At 74.0% G+C, this 24,438-nt stretch carries 24 protein-coding genes; 16 read left to right on the top strand and 8 right to left on the bottom strand.

Translation table 11 applies throughout. The annotated features are described in order from the left end of the window. Positions 1-388 precede the first annotated feature (388 nt). The 6 genes from UW392_RS30980 (at position 389) to UW392_RS30955 (ending at position 4,344) form a co-directional block, all read left to right on the top strand. The gene (locus UW392_RS30980) at positions 389-634 is read left to right on the top strand and encodes a hypothetical protein (RefSeq protein ID WP_320778471.1); all 246 of its coding nucleotides are present in this window, start codon (positions 389-391) and stop codon (positions 632-634) included. 5 nt (positions 635-639) lie between these two features. Beyond that, the gene (locus UW392_RS30975; protein WP_320778468.1) at positions 640-1,008 is read left to right on the top strand and encodes a helix-turn-helix domain-containing protein; all 369 of its coding nucleotides are present in this window, start codon (positions 640-642) and stop codon (positions 1,006-1,008) included. Positions 1,009-1,142: 134 nt separating this feature from the next. Next, the gene (gene uraD / locus UW392_RS30970; protein WP_320778467.1) at positions 1,143-1,709 is read left to right on the top strand and encodes a 2-oxo-4-hydroxy-4-carboxy-5-ureidoimidazoline decarboxylase; all 567 of its coding nucleotides are present in this window, start codon (positions 1,143-1,145) and stop codon (positions 1,707-1,709) included. Continuing rightward, positions 1,706-2,038 carry a hydroxyisourate hydrolase gene (uraH, locus tag UW392_RS30965; protein ID WP_320778466.1) on the top strand — a complete coding sequence of 111 codons (333 nt, stop codon included), beginning with the start codon at positions 1,706-1,708 and terminating at the stop codon, positions 2,036-2,038. Before uraD ends, uraH begins: the two co-directional genes overlap by 4 nt. A 4-nt stretch (positions 2,039-2,042) precedes the next feature. Continuing rightward, the gene (gene pucL / locus UW392_RS30960) at positions 2,043-2,942 is read left to right on the top strand and encodes a factor-independent urate hydroxylase (RefSeq protein WP_320778465.1); all 900 of its coding nucleotides are present in this window, start codon (positions 2,043-2,045) and stop codon (positions 2,940-2,942) included. A gap of 22 nt (positions 2,943-2,964) precedes the next feature. Further along, positions 2,965-4,344, top strand: a complete 1,380-nt coding sequence (locus UW392_RS30955) for an 8-oxoguanine deaminase (protein WP_320778464.1) — start codon at positions 2,965-2,967, stop codon at positions 4,342-4,344. Positions 4,345-4,486: 142 nt separating this feature from the next. On the opposite strand, the gene UW392_RS30950 is transcribed toward UW392_RS30955, so the two are convergent. Next, the gene (locus UW392_RS30950) at positions 4,487-6,772 is read right to left on the bottom strand and encodes an alpha-N-acetylglucosaminidase (RefSeq protein WP_320778463.1); all 2,286 of its coding nucleotides are present in this window, start codon (positions 6,770-6,772) and stop codon (positions 4,487-4,489) included. Between the two features lie 327 nt (positions 6,773-7,099). Between UW392_RS30950 and UW392_RS30945 the strand changes: the two genes are divergently transcribed. Further along, positions 7,100-8,791 carry a heme peroxidase family protein gene (locus UW392_RS30945; RefSeq protein ID WP_320778462.1) on the top strand — a complete coding sequence of 564 codons (1,692 nt, stop codon included), beginning with the start codon at positions 7,100-7,102 and terminating at the stop codon, positions 8,789-8,791. A gap of 54 nt (positions 8,792-8,845) precedes the next feature. On the opposite strand, the gene UW392_RS30940 is transcribed toward UW392_RS30945, so the two are convergent. Both UW392_RS30940 and UW392_RS30935 read right to left on the bottom strand, forming a co-directional pair. After that, positions 8,846-9,487: a hypothetical protein gene (locus tag UW392_RS30940; protein ID WP_320778461.1), complete on the bottom strand. Its 642-nt coding sequence runs from the start codon at positions 9,485-9,487 to the stop codon at positions 8,846-8,848. A gap of 319 nt (positions 9,488-9,806) precedes the next feature. After that, positions 9,807-10,397: a histidine phosphatase family protein gene (locus UW392_RS30935; RefSeq protein WP_320778460.1), complete on the bottom strand. Its 591-nt coding sequence runs from the start codon at positions 10,395-10,397 to the stop codon at positions 9,807-9,809. A gap of 238 nt (positions 10,398-10,635) precedes the next feature. Here UW392_RS30935 and UW392_RS30930 point away from each other — a divergent pair, with 238 nt between their 5' ends. The 4 genes from UW392_RS30930 (at position 10,636) to UW392_RS30915 (ending at position 13,655) form a co-directional block, all read left to right on the top strand. Beyond that, the gene (locus UW392_RS30930; RefSeq protein ID WP_320778459.1) at positions 10,636-11,658 is read left to right on the top strand and encodes a questin oxidase family protein; all 1,023 of its coding nucleotides are present in this window, start codon (positions 10,636-10,638) and stop codon (positions 11,656-11,658) included. A 172-nt stretch (positions 11,659-11,830) separates the two neighbouring features. After that, positions 11,831-12,580, top strand: a complete 750-nt coding sequence (locus UW392_RS30925) for a hypothetical protein (protein WP_320778458.1) — start codon at positions 11,831-11,833, stop codon at positions 12,578-12,580. Positions 12,581-12,582: 2 nt separating this feature from the next. Continuing rightward, a complete protein-coding gene (locus tag UW392_RS30920; protein ID WP_320778457.1) occupies positions 12,583-13,047 on the top strand; it encodes a phage holin family protein in 465 nt (154 codons plus the stop codon). Then, complete coding sequence (locus tag UW392_RS30915) at positions 13,023-13,655, top strand: DUF3618 domain-containing protein (protein ID WP_320778456.1); 633 nt, start codon at positions 13,023-13,025, stop codon at positions 13,653-13,655. The genes UW392_RS30920 and UW392_RS30915 overlap by 25 nt, the downstream gene beginning before the upstream one ends. A gap of 275 nt (positions 13,656-13,930) precedes the next feature. Here UW392_RS30915 and UW392_RS30910 read toward each other — a convergent pair whose 3' ends face one another. After that, positions 13,931-14,380 (bottom strand): helix-turn-helix domain-containing protein, encoded by a 450-nt coding sequence (locus UW392_RS30910; RefSeq protein WP_320778455.1) that lies wholly within the window; start codon positions 14,378-14,380, stop codon positions 13,931-13,933. Between the two features lie 160 nt (positions 14,381-14,540). Here UW392_RS30910 and UW392_RS30905 point away from each other — a divergent pair, with 160 nt between their 5' ends. Next, positions 14,541-15,422 (top strand): NAD(P)-dependent oxidoreductase, encoded by an 882-nt coding sequence (locus UW392_RS30905; RefSeq protein ID WP_320778454.1) that lies wholly within the window; start codon positions 14,541-14,543, stop codon positions 15,420-15,422. Between the two features lie 19 nt (positions 15,423-15,441). On the opposite strand, the gene UW392_RS30900 is transcribed toward UW392_RS30905, so the two are convergent. Beyond that, on the bottom strand, positions 15,442-16,650 hold the full coding sequence (locus UW392_RS30900) for a pyridoxal phosphate-dependent aminotransferase (protein WP_320778453.1): 1,209 nt from the start codon (positions 16,648-16,650) through the stop codon (positions 15,442-15,444). Positions 16,651-16,733: 83 nt separating this feature from the next. Between UW392_RS30900 and UW392_RS30895 the strand changes: the two genes are divergently transcribed. Continuing rightward, positions 16,734-17,390: a helix-turn-helix domain-containing protein gene (locus UW392_RS30895; RefSeq protein WP_320778452.1), complete on the top strand. Its 657-nt coding sequence runs from the start codon at positions 16,734-16,736 to the stop codon at positions 17,388-17,390. Positions 17,391-17,481: 91 nt separating this feature from the next. Here the strand turns inward: UW392_RS30895 and UW392_RS30890 are convergent, their stop codons facing one another. Genes UW392_RS30890 through UW392_RS30880 form a run of 3 tightly spaced genes read right to left on the bottom strand, consistent with a single transcriptional unit; the run spans position 17,482 to position 21,177 of the window. Then, positions 17,482-18,351 carry a hypothetical protein gene (locus UW392_RS30890; RefSeq protein WP_320778451.1) on the bottom strand — a complete coding sequence of 290 codons (870 nt, stop codon included), beginning with the start codon at positions 18,349-18,351 and terminating at the stop codon, positions 17,482-17,484. After that, positions 18,351-19,628 (bottom strand): VWA domain-containing protein, encoded by a 1,278-nt coding sequence (locus tag UW392_RS30885; RefSeq protein WP_320778450.1) that lies wholly within the window; start codon positions 19,626-19,628, stop codon positions 18,351-18,353. Before UW392_RS30885 ends, UW392_RS30890 begins: the two co-directional genes overlap by 1 nt. A 37-nt stretch (positions 19,629-19,665) precedes the next feature. Continuing rightward, positions 19,666-21,177, bottom strand: a complete 1,512-nt coding sequence (locus tag UW392_RS30880; protein ID WP_320778449.1) for an IucA/IucC family siderophore biosynthesis protein — start codon at positions 21,175-21,177, stop codon at positions 19,666-19,668. Between the two features lie 136 nt (positions 21,178-21,313). On the opposite strand from UW392_RS30880, the gene UW392_RS30875 reads away from it, so the two are divergent. From UW392_RS30875 to UW392_RS30865, 3 genes are all read left to right on the top strand, one after another. Then, positions 21,314-22,879, top strand: coding sequence for an IucA/IucC family protein (locus UW392_RS30875; protein ID WP_414496720.1), 1,566 nt, complete (start codon positions 21,314-21,316; stop codon positions 22,877-22,879). Positions 22,880-22,946: 67 nt separating this feature from the next. Continuing rightward, a complete protein-coding gene (locus UW392_RS30870; protein WP_320778448.1) occupies positions 22,947-23,330 on the top strand; it encodes a hypothetical protein in 384 nt (127 codons plus the stop codon). Between the two features lie 143 nt (positions 23,331-23,473). Continuing rightward, the gene (locus tag UW392_RS30865; RefSeq protein ID WP_320778447.1) at positions 23,474-24,391 is read left to right on the top strand and encodes a HipA family kinase; all 918 of its coding nucleotides are present in this window, start codon (positions 23,474-23,476) and stop codon (positions 24,389-24,391) included. Positions 24,392-24,438: the final 47 nt, after the last annotated feature.

The raw sequence follows: 24,438 nt of genomic DNA, 5'->3' as shown, positions 1-24,438 counted from the left end.
AGGCGGGACAGGCTCGGCGGCCGGGCACGGCGGCGCGGGGCCCTCACCCGCAGCGGTGCGACCCCGCACGGCGCGAGCCGTGCGAGCCGCTTCGCCGCACCGCTGTCCAGGGCCCCCGTTCCTCGTGGCCGGGGCCCGCCGCCCCCGTGCCGGCGGGCCCCGTGTGACGCGAATATGCCCGCGCCCGGCGGTGGTTGAAGCCTTACGGCGCGTCTTCAGAGCAGGATTTGAGCGTTTCGTATAGGGGATACGCCTGTTTGTGTACGCACGGCGCGCGCCGACCCGAGGCGCCCCGGGTCGGCTAGGGTCGCCCCGAGGCGGACGGGCAGGGGCCGCCGGACCGGGCGAGGACCCGGGCGGAACGGTGTCTGGGGGCAGTGTGCGACGGCTGAGGGTGGAGTTCACGACCGAGCCCTTCGATCTCGACGAACCGCCCCGGCACGCCCTGGTCGCCCGTGAGGTCGTCGAGGGCGCGGGCCTGGACGCCGTCGACGTGGGACCGTTCGGCAACACCGTGGAGGGCGGCTCCGAGGCGGTGCTCGCCGCGGTCGACGCGCTGCTGCGCAAGGCCCTGGACGCGGGCGCGACCCGGGTGTCGCTCCAGCTCAACGTCCTCGGTGCGGGTGAGGAGTGACCCCGGTGACCGGCGACACGGACGACCCCTTCGTCAGCGCCGTCAAACCGCTGGTCGACGCGATGGGCGGTGAGCTGCTCCCGCCCGGACAGGCCGGCCCCGACGACGTCGTGCTGTCCTGGGCGGGCGCCGACGTCGTGGCCGTCCGCCTGCCGCAGCTCGCCGAGTCGCTGGACCGCATCCTCGCCACGATGGAGCGCGAGCGCGGCCGGCCGCTGTCCGAACTGGACCGCAGGGCCAAGCAGGAGGTCGTACGGGTACTGGAGGCGCGCGGCGCCTTCTTCGTGCGGCACGGCGTGGAGACCGTGGCCACCGCCCTCGGCGTGAGCCGCTTCACCGTCTACAACTACCTGAACCGGGAGCGGCAGGCCTGAGCGCACCCTCCCGCGACATGGCGTAGCACGGTGCAACACGACGTAACACCGATTTTTCAACAAAGTGTTGACGCGTCGTCGGCCGGAGGCGTTAGCTGTCCGCAGCCACGGAAGCGAACGGCTGTGGAGGCTCCGTGAGTTCGAGTCCCTCGACGCCGGGCCTCGCCCGGTTCAACGACCTGGAGGAACGCGCGGCGGCCACCGCGCTCCACGAGGTGTGCGCCTCGGCCGAGTGGGGGCGCGGGCTGCTCGCCGGGCGCCCGTACGCCACCGTCGACGGCCTGCTCGCCGCGAGCGACGCCGCCACGGCCGGGCTGACGGCGGCGGAGCTGGCCCGGGCGATGGCCGGGCACCCGCCGATCGGCCGCCCGGAGCAGGGTGATGCCGTCTCCGCCCGGGAGCAGCACGGCATGGGCGACGCCACAGCGGAACTCAAGGCCGAGATGCTCCGGCTGAACCTGGCCTACCAGGAGAAGTTCGGTCACGTCTTCCTGGTCTGCGCCACCGGCCGTACCGGCGAGCAGCTGCGGGAGGCGCTCGGGCGACGGCTCGGCAACACCCCCGCGGAGGAGCGGGAGATCGCCCGCACCGAACTGGGAAAGATCAACCGGATCCGCCTGACCCGACTCGTCACAGAGGATCCGACAGCGGAGGACCCGAGAGCAGAGGCCCCGAGAGCAGAGGACCCGACAGCCGTATGAGTACCGTCTCCACCCACATCCTGGACACCGGCGTCGGCCGCCCCGCGCGGGGTGTCACCGTTCACCTCGCGGCCCGCGGCGGCCGTGCCGCGGACTGGCGGGCACTCGGCAGCGCCACGACCGACGCGGACGGCCGGTGCCGGGACCTCCCGGCCGTGCCGGCGGGCACCGCGCACGTACGGCTCGACTTCGCGGTCGAGGCGTACTTCGCCGAGCGGCCGGCGTTCTTCCCGGAGGTGACGGTCACCTTCGCCGTCGTACCGGGCGAGCACCACCACGTACCGCTGCTGCTCAGCCCGTTCGGCTACTCCGTCTACCGAGGGAGCTAGCTCCATGCCCACGATGCTGGGACAGAACCAGTACGGCAAGGCCGGGACCCGTGTCGTCAGGATCGTCCGGGACGGCGCCACCCACCACATCAAGGACCTCGATGTCTCGGTGTCGCTGGGCGGCGACATGGAGGAGGTCCACCACTCCGGCTCGAACGCGCACGTCCTGCCGACGGACACCATGAAGAACACCGTCTTCGCCTTCGCCAGGGAGCACGGCATCGACTCCGCCGAACAGTTCGGCATCCACCTCGCCCGCCACTTCGTCACCTCCCAGGAGCACATCCACCGGGCCCGCGTCCGGATCGAGGAGTACGCCTGGGACCGCGTCGTCACCTCGGAGGGGGCGGGGGAGCATTCCTTCGTCCGCGCGGGCCGGGAGACACGGCTCGCCCAGGTGACCTACGACGGCGACCGGTGGGAGGTCGTCTCCGGCCTGACGGACCTGACCGTGCTGAACTCGACGGACTCCGAGTTCCAGGGCTACGTCAAGGACCGGTACACGACGCTCCCGGAGACGCGCGACCGCATCCTGGCCACCCGGGTCTCCGGCCGCTGGCGCTTCAACTGGACGGACGACGCGCGGGAGACGCCCGACTGGGACACCTCGTACGAGGAGACGAGGCGGCACCTGCTGGAGGCCTTCGCCGAGACGTACTCCCGGTCGCTGCAGCAGACCATGTACACGATGGGCGCGCGGATCATCGACGAGCGGGACGAGATAGACGAGGTGCGCTTCTCGCTCCCCAACCAGCACCACTTCCTGGTGGACCTGGAGCCGTTCGGGCTGGACAACCCGAACGAGGTGTACCTCGCCGCCGACCGCCCGTACGGCCTGATCGAGGCCACCGTCCTGCGGGACGGCTGCGCGGCGCGCATCCCGGTGGGCCTCACCGACCTCTGACCGGCCGAGCGAAGGACGCACCATGGCGGCAACCCGGCGCATCGTCATCGAGAACGGTTCGGTCGCGACGGTCGACGCGGACGGCACCGAGTACGCGAGCGGGTACGTCGTCCTCGCCGGCGACCGCATCGAGGCGGTGGGCGCGGGCCGGGCGCCCGGGGGCCTGGGACACGTCGTCCGCCGCATCGACGCCGGCGGCCACCTCGTCACCCCCGGCCTGGTCAACACCCACCACCACTTCTACCAGTGGCTCACCCGCGGCCTGGCGACCGACCACAACCTCTTCGACTGGCTCGTCGCCCTCTACCCGATGTGGGCGCGCATCGACGAGCCGATGGCGTACGCGGCCGCCCAGGGCTCCCTCGCGATGATGGCCCGCGGCGGGGTCACCACCGCCATGGACCACCACTACGTCTTCCCGGAGGGCGCCGGCGACCTGTCCGGCGCGATCATCCGGGCCGCCCGCGAGATGGGGGTCCGCTTCACGCTCGCCCGCGGCTCGATGGACCGGAGCGAGAAGGACGGCGGACTGCCGCCGGACTTCGCCGTCGAGACCCTCGACGGCGCGCTCGCCGCCACCGAGGCGACCGTCGACGAGCACCACGACCCCTCCTTCGGCGCCATGACCCAGGTCGCCGTCGCCCCCTGCTCGCCCTTCTCCGTCTCCACCGACCTGCTCGCCCAGGGCGCCGAACTGGCCCGCCGCAAAGGCGTACGGCTGCACACCCACGGCTCGGAGACCGTGGAGGAGGAGAAGTTCTGCCACGAGCTGTTCGGCATGGGCCCCACCGACTACCTCGCGTCCACCGGCTGGCTCGGCGAGGACGTGTGGATGGCGCACTGCGTCCACATGAACGACTCCGACATCGCCGCCTTCGCCCGTACGGGAACGGGGGTCGCCCACTGCCCCTCGTCCAACGCCCGCCTGGCCGCGGGCATCGCACGCGTCCCGGACCTGCTGGCGGCCGGCGTGCCCGTCGGTCTCGGCGTCGACGGCACCGCCTCCAACGAGTCCGGCGAACTCCACACCGAGCTGCGCAACGCCGTCCTCGTGAACCGTCTCGGCCCGCACCGGGAGGCCGCGCTGACCGCCCGCCGGGCGCTACGGCTCGGCACGTACGGCGGCGCCCAGGTCCTGGGCCGGTCACGGGAGCTCGGCTCCCTGGAGCCCGGCAAACTCGCCGACCTGGTGCTCTGGCGGATGGACACCCTCGCCCACGCCTCGATCGCCGACCCGGTGGCGGCCCTCGTCCTCGGCGCCGCCGCACCGGTCACCGCCTCGTTCGTGGGCGGCGAGCAGATCGTGGAGAACGGCCGGCTGCTGCGCGTGGACGAGGACGCGATCGCCCGTTCCACACGGGCGGAGGCGCGGCGGCTGGCGGGCCTCACCGGGCGGGGCTGACCGGCCGCACGTCCAGTCCTGGCAGGCGTCGTACTTCCAGCCGTCGCCCTCCTGCTCGACGGCGGGGGCGGCCTGTTCGACGGAGGTGGTGGCGGTGGCGGAGGCCTCCGGTTCCGGTTCTGGGGGTCTGTGTGATCAGCGGTCACCTTTGTGCCGTGGACGAGGCGGACGCGGCGGACGAGGCGGACAAGGCGGACGCGACGAACGGGGCGGACAAGGCCGCCAGCCGGTCCCGCACCTCCGTGGCGACCGCGTACGTGTCACCGGTCGTCCGGGTCGGGAGGGCGCCCGGATCGCGGGTCCAGCGGTCCTCCAGGGCGAACCAGTCGATCGCCTCCGGCGCCCGGTCCTCCCGCCACGCGGCCCGCAGCTCCCCGAAGTACGTGGCCCAGCGCAGCCGGTGCAGCCCGCCGACCAGTCCCGCCCACTCGCGGTTGGCGTAGTCGCGCAGTCCCGCGTCCGCGCCGGCGCGCGTGCCCCACACGGTGAGCAGCGAGAGGTTGTCGTACGCGAGCCGCTCCCGCTCCCCGTCGCTCGCGCCCCACGCCCGCGCGTCCGCCACCCAGCGCCCCGCGAGGTGCCGGGAGTCGGTGGCCACCAGCCGGTCCAGCAGGTCCACCAGCTCCATCCAGACGCCGGTGAGCTCGTCGAAGCGGTCGGGGTCGGCGGCCTCGTACGCCGTCCTGATCTCGGGGAGGAGGACACGGCTGCGGTTGGAGAGGGCCTGGCGGGCGACGTCGAGGAGGTCGCAGCGGTACGCGGACGACGTGCGCAGCCGGGGCTCGACCTGGAGCAGTTCGGTGAGCGCGGGCTCGAACTCGGACCAGTCGTAGCGCAGCCGTCTCGGGGACCAGCGGGCCGCGCGGTCGACGGTCAGCGACGGCCGGGCGCCGAACAGGCCGTCCGCGGCCTCGCTCCACCGGTCGACGCGGGTCGTGCCGTACGCGGTGCGGCGCAGGACGTCCCACGCGGCCGCGGCGTGCGGATCGCGCGCCCCGTACCGGGCGTGCGCCCACTCGGTGAACCACTCCTGGAGATCCAGTGCGCCCTCCCGCCAGGCCAGGTCGGAGAAGAGGGCGAAGGCGGCGGGGTTGTTGTCCGCGGCCTCCGGCATCAGCGCGACGCCGCGCAGCATGCTGCCGTCCTTCGTGCGCCACTTCTCGTACAGCTCCGCCCAGTCGGGGGTGTTCGCGCCCAGCGCGGTGTGCCCGCCGAAGTTCCAGATCGAGCCGAACGCGTACGGCGTGCCGCCCCAGTCGGCCTCGCGGTCGACGACGGTCGGGAAGCGGTCGGAGAGCCCGTCGACGACCAGCATGTGCCGCTTGTCCACGGCGTCGACGATCTCGCGCGGCGGATTGTGCTGCCACCCGAGGATCACCCACACGGCTCCCGGGTGCGCCTCCTGCAACGCCCGCTCCACGCCGCGCGCCGCGTCCCCGACCGGCACGTCGCCCGGGGTGCCGCCCTCGTGCAGCAGGTCCATCTTGTACAGGGTGGACGGCCCGCCGAACATCTCGTCCTGGGTCCGGTAGAAGGCGGCGGCGACCTCGGCGAAGTGGTCCGTGCGCGGATCCAGCCAGTCGGGGCGCGCGAACCCCATCCACTCGCCCTGCTCCACCGTGCGCGCCCCCGGGTTGCGCTCGGCGAAACCGGGCGGAACCGTCCCGAAGTAACCGGGGAACACCGGCGTCATCCCCAGCTCCCGCACCCGGTCCGCGATCCGGCGCCCCAGCGTGGCCCGCGCGTCGAGGAGCTGCCGGGAGACGGGGTGCGGGAACGCGGACAGGTTCTGCAGCAGCCACCACGGCTGGTGGGCCGGCCCCGGGATCCACTCCCGCAGGGCCTCGTCCTCGTACCCGAATGCCTGGAACACCCGGTGGTAGAGCGCGTCCGCGCCCGCGTAGACGAGGACCTCGTTGTAGCCGTGCAGCGCCAGCACGTCCAGCTCGCGCTCCCAGTACGGCCAGTCGAGGTAGGCGCCCGTGTAGCCGTCGTTCGTGTCGTTGAGGACGAAGCGGTGCGGGACGTTCGCGCGGCGGGTGACGGTGCCGTCCGGGCCCGGCAGCTCGCGGGGGAGGAGGGCGGTCTGCTCACCGGCCCAGTTGATGTCGGCGTGGGCGACGTGCCGCAGGTACCAGTTGAGGCCGGTCAGCTGGGTGCCCGGGGTGTCGCCGGAGACGGTGATGTGCCCGGTGCGGCCCGACAGCCGGAACGTGTCGCGTCCGCCCTCCGCCCCCGCCGTCTCCGTACGGAACTCGAGCTGTCGCCAGTGGTGCGGCAGCAGCCGCCGGGCCGCCGCGGTCGCGGGGGAGTACCCGGCGGGCGCACCGGCCGGGACGTCCGCCACGGCCGGTGAGGTGCGGGTGACGGCCGCTCCGGCGGAACCCGCGGCGAGGGCGGTCAGGAGGGCGCGGCGGGCAAGGGGCATGGTGCCTCCGGAGGATCACGGGGCGCGCGGTCGCGGCGTCGGGGAGTGTGCCAGGGGAGGGATACCCGGTACGGCACCGTTCCCGAACGGCCCGGCGTCGTACGGGGGAGGGCCCGGCGCGGACGACCCCGCCCGTCGGCGCGATCTCGTTGTGCGCCGGTGTGCGGCACAGTACGTCGATGTGCGCCGTGTGCACCAGATTGACGGTGATCGGGAACTTGTGGCGTTACGTACCTTGTTGTCAGGATGCAGGGATTCGTCCGTATGGACACTCTGCGCCGTCCGGTCGTACCCGACGGCGGCATACGGGGGCAGAAGGGGGACACGGTGCATCGACACCATCGCGAGAGCTACTACGTCGTCGACGAGGGACGCATCCTGGAGTTCGACAGGAACCGGGCGGTCGCGCGCGTACCGAGCGCCGCCGAACAGCAACTGGCCTTCCGTTTCTCCCGGTTCGGCGAGAAGGGGATCCCGCTCGACGAGGGACTGCGGGCCAGGCTCGCCGAGGCCATGACCACGGTCGGCGGGGGCGGCGACGACCCCGACGCGGCGGTACCGGCGGGGTACACCTACCTGGGGCAGTTCGTCGACCACGACCTGACCCTCGACCGCACCCAGGTGGGCCTCGGGGAGCCCGTCCCGGTCGAGGACCTGCTGCAGGGCCGCAGCCCCGCCCTCGACCTCGACTCGCTCTACGGCATGGGCCCGCACCATTCCAGCAGCGCCCGCTTCTACGAGCCCGACGGCCACCTCGCCATGGGGACGACGCTGGGCGTGCCCTTCCCGCCGGAGCTCCCGCCCGCCAACACCGACCAGAAGGGCTTCGACCTGCCCCGCGCCGGTGAGACGGCGGGCGGCACCCGCGCCGACAAGCGCACCCCCCTCGTCCCGGACCTCCGCAACGACGAGAACCTCGCCGTCGGCCAGCTGCACCTCGCCTTCATCCGCTTCCACAACCGCGTGATGGACCGCCTCGCCGAACGGGGCGTGCCCGAGCCCCTGCTCTTCCACGCCGCCCGGGACACGGTGGTGAAGCACTACCAGTGGATGCTGCGCACCGACTTCCTGCCGCGCGTCGTCGACCCGGAGATCGTGCACCGCGTCTTCACCCGCGGCCGCCGCCACTTCGAGGTACCGGGCCGTACCCGCCCCGGCGACCTCCCCACCATGCCCATCGAGTTCTCGGTGGCCGCCTACCGGTTCGGGCACAGCATGGTGCGGACGGCCTACCAGTGGAACGGTGTCTTCCGCACGGGCGGCCCCGGCCCGACCGCCACCCTCGGCACGCTGTTCCGGTTCAGCGGCACGGCGGGCAACCTCAACCCGGCCCCGGACCCGAACAACCCGGGCGACCTGAGCGACCTCGACGACCCGAACGCGGGCGAGCTGCTGCGGCTGCCGAGCAACTGGATCGCCGACTGGCGCAGGCTCTTCGACTTCGGCGAGGCGGGCCGCGACGACCTGGTCGTGCCCGCGGCGGAGTTCAACGTCGCCAAGCGCATCGACACCCTGCTCGTCGACCCGCTGGCCACGCTGCCCACCGGCACCTTCGACGGCCGGGGCCGCCCGGCGCCGCCCCCGGTCCAGCGCAACCTCGCCTTCCGCAACCTCACCAGGGCCGGCATGGTCGAACTCGCCACCGGCCCGCAGCTCGCCGCACAGATGGGCATCACCCCGCTGACGGAGGACCAGATCCTGCGGGGGAACGGCGGCGCGGTGCTGGACGGCCTGGCGCCCGCCGAGCGGGAGCAGCTGCTGGCGCACACCCCGCTGTGGTTCTACGTCCTGCGCGAGGCCGAGGTGAACGAGCGCCACCCCGGTCGGCTCACCGGCGTCGGCGGCACCCTCGTCGCCGAGGTCTTCCACCGCGCGATGGAGGGCAGTCGCACCTCCATCGTGAAGCACCCGGGCTGGCGCCCGAGCCTGCCGTCGCACGCCCCGGGCGCCTTCACCATGGCGGACCTGCTGCTGTTCGCCTTCGAGGAGGACGCGGACCTGCTGAACCCGCTGGGCTAGCGGGCGGTCCGGGGAGGGGGGCCGGCCGGCCCCCCTCACACCCGGCGGGGCGAGTCACACCCGGCGGGGCGAGGCCAGCAGGTAGCGCGCACCGCCACGGGGGTCGCCGTGCTCGCCGACCTGCCACCCCGCGCGCTCCAGCGTGACCGCGCAGGCCCGCAGCGCGCGGACGTCCGGCTCCCGCACCGAGACGGCCTCCGGCTGCGGGGTCGCCCGTACCCGGTAGCCGGCGCCCTCCGTGCCCACGGCGGGCGGGTGGCCGGCCGCCTCCAGGGCGAGCGCGGCGGCCCGTACGAGATGGGTCCGCTCCCAGCCGCACGGCCGCTCCACGGACCCGTCAGGATTGGTCATCCGCCGCAGCTCCACCAGCCCCTGCCAGGCACTGTGCACCTCCCGCAACCGGGCGGGCCCGGACCCGCCCGCCTCCTCACCCCCGACGCGCGCGGCGAACGGGCCGCCGCCGTCGTCGGGCGCGGACCCCTTCTCCTCCTGCTGCTGCTCCTGCTCCCCGTCCCCCTGCCGCACGCGATGCCCGGCGGGTGTCAGGAAGTGGTCGTGCGGCGGGCGCGGATGCCGGAAGGCGAGCCCCCGCCTCACCAGCGCGGTGAGCTGTGCCTCCGTACCCCGCAGCCGTCCGGTCACCGGGTCGGCGGCCTCGATCACCCGCTGCTGCGCCGCGGTCGGCGGTCGTGTCACGGTGCACTTCCTTCCCGGCCGTTCCCGGTCGTACCGTCTCCGGCCGAGCGTACGAGACGGCAGTGACACCCCCCCACCGGAACGGCAGTGACACCCCCGCCGGAACGGCAGTGACACCCCCGCCGGAACGGCACCGACACCCCGGCCCTCGAACCGGTGTACACTCGATCTTGAGCAGGACGCCGGAACTCCCGGTGCCCGGCCGTGCGTTGGTGGTCCAAGGAAAGACGTCCCGCTTCCTGCGGGGAGATGCAGGTGCAAGGCCTGCCCGGCGCTCCGGAGGACGAGCCCCACCCCGATCCGGGGTGGGGCTCGTTCGTCATGCGACGTTCCAGCTGGCGATGACGGGCCGCTCGTGCTCCGTGCCGAGCCGGCTGACCGTCCCCGTGCCGAGCCTGAACAGCGCACCCCCGGACGCCGGCAGCCCCAGCCACCGGGCGGTCAGCACCCGCAGGAAGTGCCCGTGGGCCACCAGCACCACGTCCTCCCCCGTGCTCTCCAGCGCCGCGCGGGCCTTCGCCAGCATCCGGTCGGCCCGCGCCCCGATCTGCTCCGGACTCTCGCCCGGGTGCTCGGCCGGCCCGGGGACGACACCGTCCGTGAACAGGAACCAGCCGGGCCGGTCGCGCTGGATGTCGGCGGTGGTGATCCCCTCGTACCCGCCGTAGTCCCACTCGCCCAGGTCGGCGTCGACCCGCACCTCGTGCAGCCCGGCCAGCTCCGCGGTCTCCCGGGCCCGCCGCATCGGGCTGACGAACACGGCACCCACCGGCTCCCGCCCGAGGAGCGGGGCGACCGCGCGCGCCTGCTCCCGCCCCCTGTCGGTGAGCGGCAGATCCGTCCAGCTGGTGTGCTGCCCGGACCGGGACCACTCGGTCTCGCCGTGCCGCACGAGGAGCAGGTCACCCATGGCCAGCACCTTCCCTTTCACCCGACGGTCGCGCTTCGACCTCGTCGGTCCATGATCACCAACAGGCTGCCGCACGTCCGCATTCCCGGCACGGCGTGGTGCGCCGGTCCGCACCGTCGTCCGCACCACCGTCCGCACGGCCGTGGTGGTCGCACGACCTCCGGACCACGGTGCCGGACCGAGGGCCTACGCCCCCGGCCCGTTACGCCGCCGGGGCGTCCCGCCTACGGTCCTCCTCATGCGGACGACAGACACCACGGGCATCCTCGACGAAGCGCTCCAACGGCTGCACCGCTCAGGACCCGAGCGGCTCGGGCGGCTCAGCAACCACGCGCCGATGGCGGTCGAGGCCCTCGCCGCGCACGGGCGGGCGGGCTCCGTGCACCGCTGGGTCGACCTGTACACGAGCAGGCTCGAGGAGTTCCCGTCCGCGGTGGAGCCGGTCACGGCCGCGAACTGGCGCGCCGCGCTGGGCGAGCCGCGCCGCGCCGCCGACTGGATCGGCCACTTCGGCCGCGAGACCGCCGAGCGCCCCTGGCGCGACGTCCTGGCCCGGTGGTGGCCCCGTCTCCTCCCCGGCCTGTACGGCGGTGCGACGCACCCGGTGATCCGGGTGGGTCACGCCGTGCGCACCCTCCTGGCCGGCGGCGGCACCGGACCACGGCTGACCGAACTCGCCCACGGCCTCGGCTACTGGGCCGCCCGCTACCGCCCCGTCGCGGGAATCGCCGCGCTGCCCGGCGCCGGCGGTGCGGCCGCCGCCCTCGACGCGGTGCCGGCCGTCGCCGTACAGGACGGCGGCTTCCCCGACCGGCTCGCACGCGTCACGGGCCTGCCGGTGTGGGCGGCCGAGGTCGCCACCCCCGAGGAGGCACACCGCCGCCTCACCGAGCTGGTGCGGGCGGCCACGCACCGGTACGCCACCCACGGCCACGGCGAGCCGACGATGCTGGTCCACGCGGCCACGGCACCCAACGCCGTCCTGCGCACCCTGCCCGCCCTCCCGCGCGCCCTGTGGGTACCGAGCCTGGCAGCCGCCTGGACGGCGTCCGCGGCGGTGACCGCGATGTACGCGCCCCGCGACCCGGTCGCCCGGAACCCGCCGGGCACCACGATGACGGCCGAGGAGGTCTTCGAGCGGGCTACGGCGCACGGCGACGAACACGTCATCAAACTGGCCGACACGGCCCTCGACGTCGGCGACGCACGGGCGCTGGCGGCAGCCCTGCGCGCCGTCGAGCTGAGCGAACCGCTCGCCTAGACGCACGCCCAGGACGCACGCCCAGGACGCACGGTCGGAATGGAGCCTTTCGGTCATTGTTCCGGTCCGTTTCGAACAGGCTCATTCCGCAGTGTTTCGATCAGGGGTGCGGGTACCCGGCGGCCGTTTCCGACCTCACCGCCGAGCGGCGGTGTGCAGAGGAGGGACAGCCATGGACCGGACCGAAGGACTCGGACGCCCCCGCCAGGAGGGCAAGGCGGCCGCGGCCGGCCGGACCGCCCAGGAGGGCGCCCAGCACGGTGCGGACGTCGTCCGGGAGAAGGGGCAGGAGGTGGCGGGCACGGCCCGGGAAGGTGCGGAGCACGTGCTCCGGGAGACCACCGAACGGGGCCGGGACCTGTACGAGCGCCTGCGGGAGCAGGCTGCGGAGGAGACCGGGACACAGGTGCGGAGGCTGGCCACCAACATCCGCTACCTGGCCGAGGACCTGCGGTACATGAGCGAGACCGGCAAGCCCGAGTCGCCCGCCGCCTCCCTGGTGAGCCAGGTGGCCGAGCGCGGGCAGACGCTCGCCGACCGGCTCGACCGGGAGGGCCCCGGCGAACTCCTGGACGGGGTGCGGGACTTCGCCCGCCGCCGCCCCGGACTGTTCCTCGCCGGCGCGGCGCTGGCCGGTTTCGCCGTGTCCCGCCTGGGCCGGGGGGTCACCGCGGCCGGCGGTACGGCCACGGAGGAGCGGCCCGCCGTCGACGAGCGGACCGACGTCCCGCCGTTACCCGCCTCGGCGCCCCGGACGGGTGCCCAGGTCCCGCCGGTGCCCGCGTCGGCGCCCAGGACGGAGACCCAGGTCCCGCCGGTGCCCCCGTCGTCGTTCGGGTCGCAGCCGTCCCCGCCGCCCGCGACGCCGCAGCCCGGACCGCGCGGCGGTGAGGGCACCCGGCAGCCCGGCAGGGGGCGGTGACCATGACGTCCCCGCACGTGGAACGGCCCGAGCCGGCCCGAGCCCGGCCGCAGGACCCGTCCCCGCCCGCCTCCGCGCCGGAACACGGCGGGGAAGCGTCGATCGGGGACCTGATCGGTGACATCAGCAGCGACCTGACGCGGCTGGTGCGCAACGAGGTGGAGCTGGCCAAGGCCGAGGTGAAGGAGGAGGGCCGGAAGGCGGGCAAGGTCGCCGGCCTGTACGGCGGGGCGGGCTACGCCGCCGGACTGGCGCTGCTGCTCGCCAGCTTCGCCGCGGTCTACGGCCTCCGGCACCTGGTCGACCAGGCCTGGGCGGCCCTGATCCTCGCCGTGGTGTGGGCCGTGACCGGCGCGGTCCTGTACGCCGCCGGGCGCCGGCACCTGCGCTCGGTGCAGCTGACGCCCGAACGCTCACTGGAATCCCTGAAGGAGGACGCGAAATGGGCGCGACACCCGACCAGTTGAGGCAGGACGCCGACGACACGCGGGCGGACCTGGCGCGCAAGGCCGACCAGCTCGTCGAGCGGGTCAGCCCGCCCCGGGTGATGCGCCGCCAGGCGGACGCCGCCCGGGCCCGCTTCGACGACGTCAAGGAGAAGGTGATGGGTACGGCCCGCTCCGTCACGCCGTCCCCTTCCCGGATCGGTGACAGCATGCGTGAGACCACCGAACAGATCGAACAGCAGGCGCGCCAGGTGCCGGAGCAGGTGCGCCGCCGGACGGAGGGCAGCCCGCTCGCCGCCGGACTGATCGCGTTCGGCGCCGGCATGCTGGCTGGCGCCCTGTTCCCGGCGACCGACACCGAGGAGCGCGTGGGCCGGCGTCTCCGCGAGCACTCCGAGGAACTGGTCGAACCGGCGAAGGAAACGGTGAAGGAGGCCACGCAGGAGATCACGGAGGGCATGCGTGAACCCGCCCGTGAAGCCGCCTCCTCGGTGAAGGAGACCGCACAGGAGGCCGCCCGCTCCACCACCCGGCAGGCCCGCCGGTCGGGTCAGGAAGGCGCGGAGGAACTGCGGCACACCGGTCAGCAGACCGCGGAGGAGGCCCGACGGCGCGCCGGGGGCCGCTAGGCACCGGTCCCGGGAGCGCCCCTTCGACACCGGCCGCGAAGTGCTGACCGGCCGTCGTCGCCCGGACGTCGCCGCCCCGGAACTCCTGGGGCGGCGACGCCTCGGCCGGTCGGGCACCCGGCCGACATGGTTGACTCACGGACATGTCGACGTTCCTCGGTGAGGTGCGGCTCCGGGAGGGGGACGTACACGCGTTGCCCGTCGATCAGGGGCCGGTGGCACATCGACCGGGAGCGCGGCCGCCGCTGGTTCGCCGGCTTCTCCGACGGCCCGTTCTACGCGTCCTTCACCCTCGTCACGGTGGTCTGTTCCCGCTGACCCGGCACCGGCTGCCGCCGGCCGGCCGGAACGGCGCCGACCAGGACCTTCTCCGCCCCGATCCGCCGGATGCGGTCGCTGCCCCACTCGCCCAGGGCGGCGAGGGCGGCGTTGAGGGAGACGCCGTGCTCCGTGAGGGAGTACTCGACCTTCGGCGGCACCTGCCGGTACACCTCGCGGTGCACGAGCCCGTCCTCCTCCATCTCCCGCAGGTGCTGGACCAGCATCTTCTCGCTGACACCCGGCAGCCCGCGCCGCAGCTCGGCGAACCTGCGGGTCCCGTGGCTCTGCAGCTCCCAGAGGATCAGCGACTTCCACTTGCCGGCGACCACGTCCATCGCCGCGTCGATGCCACAGAAGTAGGGGCCGCGTCGCGCCGGTCCCGTCGATGCCGCCGATGCCGTCATGCGCCCCTCGCTCCTCGCTCCTCCGACCCGACCCGGGCTGTACTTACCTGTGGGTGAGTACCCCACTAATTAGTCCGTACTGGTCAACTCTACGGCCGACGCGAAGGATTGATCCCGACGACGGACATCGAATCGGGTCGGACGAAGGGGACTTCCGGACATGACAGTCGACGACAACCTGCGGGTCAGCGTCCTCGGACTGGGCGCCATGGGCAGCGCGCTCGCGGGCGCCCTGGTGGACGCCGGATACGGGACGACCGTGTGGAACCGCTCGGCGGGAAAGGCGGAGGAGCTCGTCGCGCGGGGCGCGCGGGAGGCCGCCACGGCCGTGGAGGCCGTGCGGGCCGGACAGGTGGTGGTCGCGTGCCTGCTGGACCACGCGTCGGTCCACGAGGTGCTCGCCCCGCTCGCCGGTGAGCTGGCCGGGCGGACCCTGGTCAACGTCACCACGACGACCCCGGACCAGGCGCGGGAGCTGGCCGCCTGGGCCGCCGACGCCGGGGTCGCGTACCTGGGCGGCGGCATCATGGCCGTGCCGCACATGATCGGCCGGCCCGGGTCGTCGCTCCTCTACAGCGGTTCGGCCGAGGTCTTCCACCGGTACGAGCCACTGCTGAACCTGTGGGGAAGCAGCACCTACTTCGGGGAGGACGCCGGGCTGGCGCCCCTGTACGACCTCGCCCTGCTCGCGAGCATGTACGTGATGTTCGCCGGTTTCCTGCACGGCGCCGCCATGGTCGCGCCGGCCGGGGTGACGGCGGGGGAGTTCGCCTCCATGGCCGCACCCTGGCTGACCGCGATGACCGGCGGCCTGCCGGGGTACGCCGCCGTCATCGACGGCGGGGACTACACCGTCGCGGGCCAGCAGAGCCTTGCGTTCTCCGACCTCGCTCTCGACGGCATCGTGACCGCCACTGCCGAACAGGGGATCAACCCCGAGGTGGTCGCGCTCGTGCAGGGGCTCATCCGGCGCCAGATCGACGCGGGGCACGGCAAGGAGGGCTTCGCCCGGATCATCGAGAGCATCAAGCAGCCGGGCTGAGCACCCCGCCGCGCCGGGCCTACTGCCGGTACCCGCTCAGGAACCGCCCGATCCGCCCGATGGCCGCCTCCAGGTCGTCCGCGTACGGGAGGGTGAGGATGCGGAAGTGGTCGGGGGTGGGCCAGTTGAAGCCCGTCCCCTGCACCACCTGGATCTTCTCCCTGAGCAGCAGGTCGAGGACGAACTTCTCGTCGTCGTGGATCTTGTGCACCTTGGGGTCCAGGCGCGGGAACGCGTACAGCGCGCCCTTCGGTTTCACGCAGCTCACGCCGGGGATCTCGTTGAGCTTCTCCCAGGCGCGGTCGCGCTGGTCGTGGAGGCGGCCGCCGGGGGCGGTGAGTTCGTGGATGGACTGGCGGCCGCCCAGCGCGGCCTGGATGGCGTACTGGGCGGGCGCGTTGGCGCACAGGCGCATGGAGGCCAGCATGGTGAGGCCCTCCAGGTAGTCCTTCGCGTGCTGCCTGGGGCCGGTGACGACCAGCCAGCCCGAGCGGAAGCCCGCCACCCGGTACGTCTTCGACAGGCCGCAGAAGGTGAGGACGACCAGGTCGGGGGCGAGGGCGGCGACCGAGTGGTGGACGACGTCGTCGTACAGGATCTGGTCGTAGATCTCGTCGGCGAAGACCATGAGGCCGTGGCGGCGGGCCAGGTCGAGGATGCCCTCGAGGATCTCCTTCGGGTAGACGGCGCCGGTCGGGTTGTTCGGGTTGATGATGACGACCGCCCGGGTGCGGTCGGTGATCTTCGACGCCATGTCGTCCAGGTCGGGGTACCAGTCCGCCTGCTCGTCGCAGAGGTAGTGGACCGCCTTGCCGCCGGCGAGGGTCGTCACCGCCGTCCAGAGCGGGAAGTCGGGCGCCGGGATCAGGATCTCGTCGCCGTCCTCCAGCAGCGCCTGTACCGCCATCGACACCAGTTCCGAGACGCCGTTGCCGAGGAAGACGTCGTCCACGTCCACCTCCAGGCCCAGGGTCTGGTAGCGCTGGGCCACCGACCGGCGCGCGGAGAGGATGCCGCGCGAGTCCGTGTAGCCGTGCGCCTGGGGAAGCATCCGGATCATGTCCTGGACGATCTCCTCCGGCGCCTCGAAGCCGAAGAGCGCGGGGTTGCCGGTGTTGAGGCGCAGCACGCTGTGGCCCGCCTCCTCCAGCGCGTCGGCGTGCTCGATCACCGGGCCGCGGATCTCGTAACAGACCTCGCTCAGCTTGCTCGACTGCCGGAACTCCATGCTGCGCCCCTCGGTTCGTGGTGTCACTTGGTTTTACCAAGTGGCCGCTTGGAAAGTCCAACGATCCGTCTAGACTGCGTCGCATGCCACCTCGCCGCCGAAGCTACGACCAGTACTGTTCCGCCGCCCGGGCGCTCGACGTCGTCGGTGACCGCTGGACCCTGCTGATCGCCCGTGAACTGCTCGCCGGTCCCCGCCGGTACACCGACCTGCACGCCGACCTGCCGGGCGTCAGCACCGACGTGCTCGCCTCCCGGCTCAAGGACATGGAGCGGGACGGGCTCACCACACGGCGCCGGCTGCCCCCGCCGGGCGCCGCCTTCGTGTACGAGCTCACGGCGAGGGGGCGCGAGTTGTGGCCCGTGCTCCAGGCCCTGGGGAAGTGGGGCGAGGGGGCGCTCGGCGAGTGCCGGCCCACGGACGCCGTACGGGCGCACTGGTTCGCGCTGCCGTTGCTGCGCGGCCTTGAGGGGGTCGGTGACGGCGGGGCGGCCCTCGTCGAGGTGCGGCTGGAGGAGGGCACGTTCCACGTGTGGGCGGGCGCCGAGGAGGGGCCCGTCTACGGGGACGGGCCGGCGCCGCGTACGCCGGACGCGCGGATGTCCTTCGAGGGCGCCGGGGGCGCGGAGACCTCCGCGGCCGTGAGCCGGGGCGAGCTGAGCGTGCGGGACGCCGTGCGCGCGGGGCGGGTGGTGGTGGAGGGGGACGGGGCGCTGGCCAAGGAGCTGCGCGACGCCTGAGAGCCTCTGTCATGGCCCCGGTCGGACCAGCGCGCGGCGGCCCGCCGCACCGGGGACGTGGTGCGGCGGGCCGCCGGGACGAGTAGTGCCGTCAGGCGCCGGGCGGCACCCGCGACGGCCGTCCCGAACCGCGCGTGAGCGCGTACCCGCCCACGCCCGCCAGCGCCGCCAGCATGCCGCCGACCGCCGTCCACACCCAGCGGTCGGACCACCAGCCGGAGGCCCAGCCGTCCTCGGGCTCGAGCGAGGACAGGACGGCCGTCCTGTCCTCGGCCGCTTCGTCCTCCCCGGCGGACGTCACGGCGATGCCCGGGACCAGCGGCTCGGCCAGCGAGCCGTCCACCGCCGCCGCGCCGCCGATGTCCTTCGCGTCGGCCCGCACCTCGGTGCTCACGGGCATGCCCCGGTCCGCCGCGGCCAGCTTCGTCACGGTCAGCCGGACGTAGTACGTACCCGGCAGCGGGTCGTTCGCCCACGGTTCCGACCACGCGCGCACCGTGCGCAGCGTGCAGGACAGCTCCACGGAGTCCGTGTCCGGGGCGGCGGTCCGCGTCTGGGCGCCGTACTGACAGGCCTGCCGGCGCCGCAGCCCGTCGTACACGTCGACCTGCCACGTGGACGACGCCGCACGGGAGCCCTCCGGCAGCCTCACCGTGGCCGTGACGGTGGGCCGCTGCTCGGCGTCCGCGGGGAACGACCAGTACAGGTAGTCGCCCGCGGAGGCGTTCGCGGTCGCCCGCCGGCCCTGCTCGATCTCCGTCGCCGTACGGAACGACGTACCGGCCCGGGTCGGCCCGTCGTCGTCTTCCGAGCCGTCGGAGGCGCTCGCGGAGGGCGCGGAGTCGGCCGCGGCGGGAGTGGCGGCGCCGCTCAGCAGCACCAGGCCGGCCGTCACCGCCAGGGCCGCGGTCCTCGTCGTACGCGCCCCGCGCGCCGCTCGCCTTACATCAGTGATCCGCATCAGTTGGTCCTCCAGACCGCGACCCGCCACCGCGACACCCAGCCCCACAGCAGTCCCGCCAGGAAGCCGGCCAGCACCAGGACGCCCAGCAGCCACCAGCCGCGGCCGAGGCCGAACGCCGCGACGTCGCTCGCGTGACCCGGCCCGTCCACGACGTCGACCGTCATCTCCAGAGGCAGGCCCGGCGTCGTCTTGACGCCCTCGGCCGGCGAGAAGGAGTGGGTGACCGCGAGGCACACGGTCTCGGCGGCGGGCTTCCCCTCGCCCTCCTTGTCGTCCAGCTCGGCCTTCGGGTAGCGCACGCCCGTCGAGATGACGTCGGTGCGGCCCGTGCCCGCGGCCTCGCCGCGCACGATCTCCCGGCCGTGCACGGTCACCGCCCGCACGAGCAGCCCGTACGACGGGTCGACGGAGCGGTCCGCCGCGATGCTCACCGAGGTGCGCAGCTCCTGGCCCGGGAGCACGTCGACGCGGTACCAGCGCTCCTGCCCGAACTCCTCGCGGTCGGTGTAGAGACCGGACTCGAGCTGCGGCGCCTTCGCGCACGCGTCGGCGCCGTCGACGGCCCGCGGCACGACCACGGGGTCGGCGGCCCGGTCCACCAACTCGTTGACCCGGTCGGTCAGTTCGTCGGTGTGCTCGATGGACGTGTACGTACCGCCGGTCGCCTCGGCGATGCAGCTCAGCTGGACGCGCAGCTTCGCGTTCGGCACCAGGCCGAGCGTGTCGATCGTGAGGCCGATGCCCTTGGCGGCTATCTCGCGGGCCACCTCGCACGGGTCGAGCGGGGCACACGTGTCCTCGCCGTCACTGATCAGCACGATGCGCTTGGTGCCGTCGCCGCCCTCCAGGTCCTCGGCCGCCGCCAGCAGCGCGGGCCCGATCGGCGTCCAGCCGGTGGGCGTGAGCGTGGCGACCGCCGTCTTGGCCTCGGTGCGGTCCAGCGGGCCCACCGGGTAGAGCTGCGCGGTGTCCTTGCAGCCGGCCACCCGGTCGTCGCCCGGATAGTCGGCGCCCAGCGTGCGGATGCCGAGCTCGACGTCCTCCGGGGTCGCGTCGAGCACCTCGTTGAACGCCTGCTTCGCCGCCGCCATGCGGGACGTGCCGTCGATGTCCCGGGTCCGCATGGAGCCGCTGACGTCGAGTACCAGGTCGACCCTGGGCGCGGCCTTGTCCGCCGTCTCGTCGGCGACGGCTCCGGACGGGACGGCGACTCCCGCGGTCAGGGCGGCGAGCAGGGTGCAGACCCCCGCCGCCAGCCGTTTTCTTGTGATCATCGGCGGATCCTATTGAGGGCGGGGGCCGACCCCCAAACTACGCGAGTGGACCGGGGAGATCCGTCCACAGATCGCCCGCCCGCTCCGGCGTGAGCCGCATCAGCGTCAGCGCCTTGGCGGGCACCGGTCCCTCGCGCAGGGCCGCGAGATCGGCGGTGCGCGGCAGGTCGGGCACGGCCGTGGCGAGTGCCTCGCGCAGCGCGGGCGCCGAGCCCGCCGTCGCGCCCAGGGCGCCCGCGACCAGGGAGCCGAACAGCTTGCGGCGCAGGGCGGTCGCGTCGTCGGTGAGGTTGCGGCCGGTCAGGGCGGGCAGCGGGACGCCGTGGCGGGCCAGCCGGGCCGGGCTGATGCGGATGTCGGCGAGGTCGCGGTAGACGAGCCGGACGGGGGCGTCCGTGGCGGACAGGACGACGAGCAGGTTCTGCCCGTGCGCCTCCAGGGCCACGCCCAGCTCCAGCAGCCGCAGGCCGACGCCGAGCGTGAGGCGGGCGAACCCGGCCAGCCAGGAGGGGGAGCGCGGCAGGCCCGTGGCCGGGAGGGCGGCCACGGGGACGACCCGCTCACCGGCGCCGCCCGCCGCGTACGCGTCCGGCGGCTCCCGCAGCACCGCCGCCAGGTCCGGGGTGCCCGCGGTGACGGCGCCCAGCGTGCGGGTGACGTGCAGCAGGCCGTCCGTGCGGGCGGCGACGGTCTCCGCGAACGCCGAGATCGTCATGGAGTTCTCGACCGAGGCGACGGAGACGTCCCGCACGGAGGACGTCAGCCGGGCGCTCAACGCGGTCTTGACGTGCTCCCCGCCGTCCTCGAGGGCGAGGGTGCGCAGGGACATCAGGGGGTGTGCCGGGACGCCGGGCGCGGCGGGGCGGGCAAGGACGTGGCCGGCCTGCCAGGGGTGGACCGGGACCAGCACCCGGCGCCCGTCGCGGAAGCGGTCCGGCCAGTCGCCCACGACCCGGCAGCTGTCCGTCCCGGCGGTGAGTGCGGCCAGGCCGAGCCGTACGACCGGACGGTGCTCAGGGCCGTAGGCGAGCTGCTCGGCCACCGAGAAGCCGGGCCGCGAACGGCAGTTGGGGTGGTACGGGTGGCCGTCGACCACCCGCTGCTCCCACTCGGTGCTCGTCGCGGGCTCCGGCGGGGCGTCCGCCTGCCCGGCGCGCGACAGGGCCGACGAGGCCGTGCTGTGGTCGAGCTCCGCGGCGAACGCGGCGGCGTGCGGCACGGCGAGGTCCGCCACCAGCCGCGCCGCCCGGTCGTACGGCCGGCCGTCGAGCCGCACCTCCTTGACGTACGCGGCGGTCGCGTACGGATCCGGGTGCGGGCCGTGCAGCCGGCGCCCGTCGGTGAGGTGCAGCGCGAGCCCGTCGCGGCCGGGTTCGCGGCGGGCGATCCAGGGCAGCGGCTCGTACGCGAGCGCGCGCCACAGCCGGGACAGCACGGCCGCGCGGGCGCCCGGCAGCGCGGCCGCGTAACGCCGCGTCAGATCGGGGCGTACGGTGGCGAGCTCGTCGGCGAGCGCGGTCTCGGCCTCGGGCAGGGGGGAACGGTGCACGAGCGGGCTCCTCGGGTACGGAATCGGTGCGGGGGCGACGATCGCCGGCCCGTGCCGACGCGACGGAACGGCCGGAACGGCATCGCGTCGGCACACGGCGACGGACATACTGATCATCAGCGCACCGTACGGACGAATGGACCCCGTGGACGCCAAGCAGGACGCCAAGCACTCTCGGGAAGACACCGGCTGCCAAGACACCGGCTGCCAAGACACCGGCTGGGAAGACATCGGCGCGGCGGCCGACGCGTACGCCGCCGCGCCGCTTCTCAATTGTCTGCTCCGGGAGGTGGGGGAGCGGACCGGGCCGGACGAGTACCGGCTGAAAGCCACCGGGCACGTGCTGCGCGTCCGCGGCACCAGACGCCCGGCCGGCCCCGAACTGCTCAGGGGCGGCCGCTGGCACCGCCTCACCCACGCCGAACTGGTCAAGCTCACCGCCGAGGCGCTGCGCCACCACACCGGGCTCGTCAACTCCGAGCTGCCCGCCGAGATGCTCGACAGCCGGGAGGCGGTCGCCGCCCTCCTCGCCGCCCGCGCCCGGACGGCGCCGCCCGCCGACCCGTACCTGCGCTCCGAGCACTCCCTCATCACCGGCCACCCCCACCACCCCGCCCCCAAAGCGCGCGGCGGCGGCCCGGCCGCGGCCTGGCTGCCGTACGCGCCCGAGGCGCACGCCAGGTTCCCGCTCGCGCTCCTCGGCGTACGCGAGGACGCGGTCGTGGAGGAGGGCGACGCGTCGGCCCTGGACGCCCTCGGCACCGCTCCGCCCGGCTACCGGCTGCTGCCCGCGCACCCCTGGCAGCTGTCCCTGGCCGGACGGGAACTGGCGGGCGCGTTCGCGGACGGGCGTCTCGTGCGGCTCGGTACCGCCCCCGGGCACGTGTGGCCCACGGCGGCGATCCGCACGGTCCACGTCCCGGAGGGGACCGTGGCGGGCGGTGACCTCTTCCTCAAGTTCAGCCTGGACGTCCGCATCACCAACGACATCCGCCGGCTGTGGCGGCACGACCTGCTGAAGCTCCGGCGCGCGGACACCGCGGCGGCCGCCGCCCTCGCGGACCTGCCCGGCCCGGCGGCCTGGCTGCGCGACCGCGGCTACCGCACCGCGGACTTCGCCTTCGAGGAGCTGGCCGTGCTGGTGCGCGACGGACTGCGGGAGCACGTCCTGCCCGGTACGACCCCGCTGCTCGCCGCCGCCCTGGTGGAGGGTTTCGACGGCAACCCGCTCGACCGCGTCACCGACCCGGCGCCCTGGTGGGAGGCGTACCTGCGGCAGGTCGTGCCCCCGGTCCTCGACGCGTTCGCGCGGCACGGCGTCGTCCTGGAGGCGCACGTGCAGAACAGCCTGGTCGCCGTGGACGACGCCGGTCTCCCCGTACAGGCGCTGTTCCGCGACGCGGAGGGCGTGAAGCTGCTGCCGGACGTGGGCCGTGCCGCCGGGTGGGAGCGGCTGGTGTACTGCCTGGTCGTCAACCACCTGATGGAGCTGGCCGCGGTGCTGGCCGAACGGTGGCCGCACTTCGACCCGTGGCCCGCCGTGCGCCAGGAGCTCGCCGCCCGCCCCGACCTGCCGGAGGCCACGGCCCTCCTCACCTCACCCACCCTGCCCGGCAAGACGAACCTGCTGCTGCGCTGGACGGGCGCGGACGGCGCCGACGCCCGTTACCTGCCGCTGCCCAACCCGCTGCGCCCGGTATGAGGCGCCTGACCATGAGGCGCCCGCGCGCGCGTGTGCGCCACCCGGAACCCCGCCCGGGTGCGGCAGTATGAGCCGGATGCCCTCCCCTGAACAGCCCGAACAGCCCGAACAGGCGGAACGGACACCCGACGGCCGGTACATCGTGGTGAAGGGGCGGCGCTGGCGGGCGACGGACCCGCAGATCCCCGAGGACGTCGCCGCCGAGCTGCGCCGTCACCTCATGGCGGCCCGGCGCGCGGTGGCGGCGTCGCACCGGACCGAGGACAAGGAAGCCGAGGAACTGGCCCGCAGCCGGGTGCGGACGGCGAAGGTGGCGCTCGGCGAACGCGGTACTCCCTGGTGGGACCAGCCCCTCGCCGAGCGGCGCCGGCGCTGGGAGGACGGTGTCGCCGCACTCGAGGCCGACGTTCCGGACGGACAGGCGCCGCCCACCGCGGAGGCCGGTACGTGACCCACACGGCCCACAGCGGACCGCCCCCGGCGACCGGTCTCGTGGTGTGGGGGCTCGGGCACCCGGCGCCGACGATCACCTCGGTCACTATGCTCACTCCGGAAGGCAAGGGCGTTGAAGGGGTGGCCTGAGGACATGAGGACATGCTGAGAGAGGTCACCGCGACCCGCTACATCGAGCCCCTGGCGACCGGCGGCTCCGTCCCCGCGGTCGTCGAGGCCGACGACCTCGGCACCTACGTCGTGAAGTTCACGGGCAGCGCGCAGGGCCGCAAGGCGCTGGTGGCCGAGGTGATCGTCGGCGAGCTGGCACGCGCGCTCGGCCTGCGGTTCCCGGAACTGGTCCTCGTGCACTTCGACCCCGCGATCGCCGATGCCGAGCCCCACCAGGAGGTACGGGACCTCCACGCGGCCAGCGCGGGGCTGAACCTCGGCATGGACCACCTGCCGGGCGCGGTGGACCTCACGCCCGAGGTCGCGAAGACCTTCCGCGTCGATCCGCTGGAGGCGGGCCGGATCGTCTGGCTGGACGCCCTGACCGTGAACGTCGACCGCACGGTCCACAGTTCCAACCTGATGGTCTGGCCGACGTTCGGCACGGCGCCCCCGCGGCTGTGGCTCATCGACCACGGCGCCGCACTCGTCTTCCACCACCGCTGGGACGCCTCCGACCCCGAGAAGGCGTACGACTTCCGGCACCACGCCCTCGGCCACTACGGGCCCGACGTCCGCGCCGCGGACGCGGAACTCGCCCCGCGCGTGACCGAGGACCTGCTGCGCGAGGTCGTCCGGCTGGTTCCCGACGCGTGGCTCGCGGCGGGCGAGGAGGGCTTCGCAACGCCGGACGACGTGCGGGAGGCGTACGTCGGCTACCTCCACGCGCGCGCGGGGACCTCCGCCTCCTGGCTCCCCACGGGCTTCCCCACCCGGGAGGAGCTCGCCGCCGAGGAGGCCCTCCGGGCGGCGCGGACCCAGCAGGGCCGCCCGGCCTGGCTCAAGCGCGTCCCCGACCTGCACGGCAAGCCGGGGGCGGAACAGGACTGGTCGGTGCACCTGGGATGACGGCCCCACGGTGCCGGAGCCGCGGTGCCGGAGCCGACGGTGGTCGA

It is taken from the genome of Streptomyces sp. CRN 30, assembly GCF_034105845.1.
The sequence above is the reverse complement of the archived record's forward strand: the minus strand, read 5'-3'. Positions and strand labels throughout refer to the sequence as shown.

Coding starts and splice junctions, on each gene's coding strand:
- uraH (WP_320778466.1), top strand. CDS start 1,706: ATGAGTACCGTCTCCACCCACATCCTGGACACCGGCGTCGGCCGCCCC.
- pucL (WP_320778465.1), top strand. CDS start 2,043: ATGCCCACGATGCTGGGACAGAACCAGTACGGCAAGGCCGGGACCCGT.
- UW392_RS30955 (WP_320778464.1), top strand. CDS start 2,965: ATGGCGGCAACCCGGCGCATCGTCATCGAGAACGGTTCGGTCGCGACG.
- UW392_RS30950 (WP_320778463.1), bottom strand. CDS start 6,772: ATGCCCCTTGCCCGCCGCGCCCTCCTGACCGCCCTCGCCGCGGGTTCC.
- UW392_RS30935 (WP_320778460.1), bottom strand. CDS start 10,397: ATGGGTGACCTGCTCCTCGTGCGGCACGGCGAGACCGAGTGGTCCCGG.
- UW392_RS30930 (WP_320778459.1), top strand. CDS start 10,636: ATGCGGACGACAGACACCACGGGCATCCTCGACGAAGCGCTCCAACGG.
- UW392_RS30925 (WP_320778458.1), top strand. CDS start 11,831: ATGGACCGGACCGAAGGACTCGGACGCCCCCGCCAGGAGGGCAAGGCG.
- UW392_RS30920 (WP_320778457.1), top strand. CDS start 12,583: ATGACGTCCCCGCACGTGGAACGGCCCGAGCCGGCCCGAGCCCGGCCG.
- UW392_RS30915 (WP_320778456.1), top strand. CDS start 13,023: ATGGGCGCGACACCCGACCAGTTGAGGCAGGACGCCGACGACACGCGG.
- UW392_RS30910 (WP_320778455.1), bottom strand. CDS start 14,380: ATGACGGCATCGGCGGCATCGACGGGACCGGCGCGACGCGGCCCCTAC.
- UW392_RS30905 (WP_320778454.1), top strand. CDS start 14,541: ATGACAGTCGACGACAACCTGCGGGTCAGCGTCCTCGGACTGGGCGCC.
- UW392_RS30900 (WP_320778453.1), bottom strand. CDS start 16,650: ATGGAGTTCCGGCAGTCGAGCAAGCTGAGCGAGGTCTGTTACGAGATC.
- UW392_RS30895 (WP_320778452.1), top strand. CDS start 16,734: ATGCCACCTCGCCGCCGAAGCTACGACCAGTACTGTTCCGCCGCCCGG.
- UW392_RS30890 (WP_320778451.1), bottom strand. CDS start 18,351: ATGCGGATCACTGATGTAAGGCGAGCGGCGCGCGGGGCGCGTACGACG.
- UW392_RS30885 (WP_320778450.1), bottom strand. CDS start 19,628: ATGATCACAAGAAAACGGCTGGCGGCGGGGGTCTGCACCCTGCTCGCC.
- UW392_RS30875 (WP_414496720.1), top strand. CDS start 21,314: ATGGACCCCGTGGACGCCAAGCAGGACGCCAAGCACTCTCGGGAAGAC.
- UW392_RS30870 (WP_320778448.1), top strand. CDS start 22,947: ATGAGCCGGATGCCCTCCCCTGAACAGCCCGAACAGCCCGAACAGGCG.
- UW392_RS30865 (WP_320778447.1), top strand. CDS start 23,474: ATGCTGAGAGAGGTCACCGCGACCCGCTACATCGAGCCCCTGGCGACC.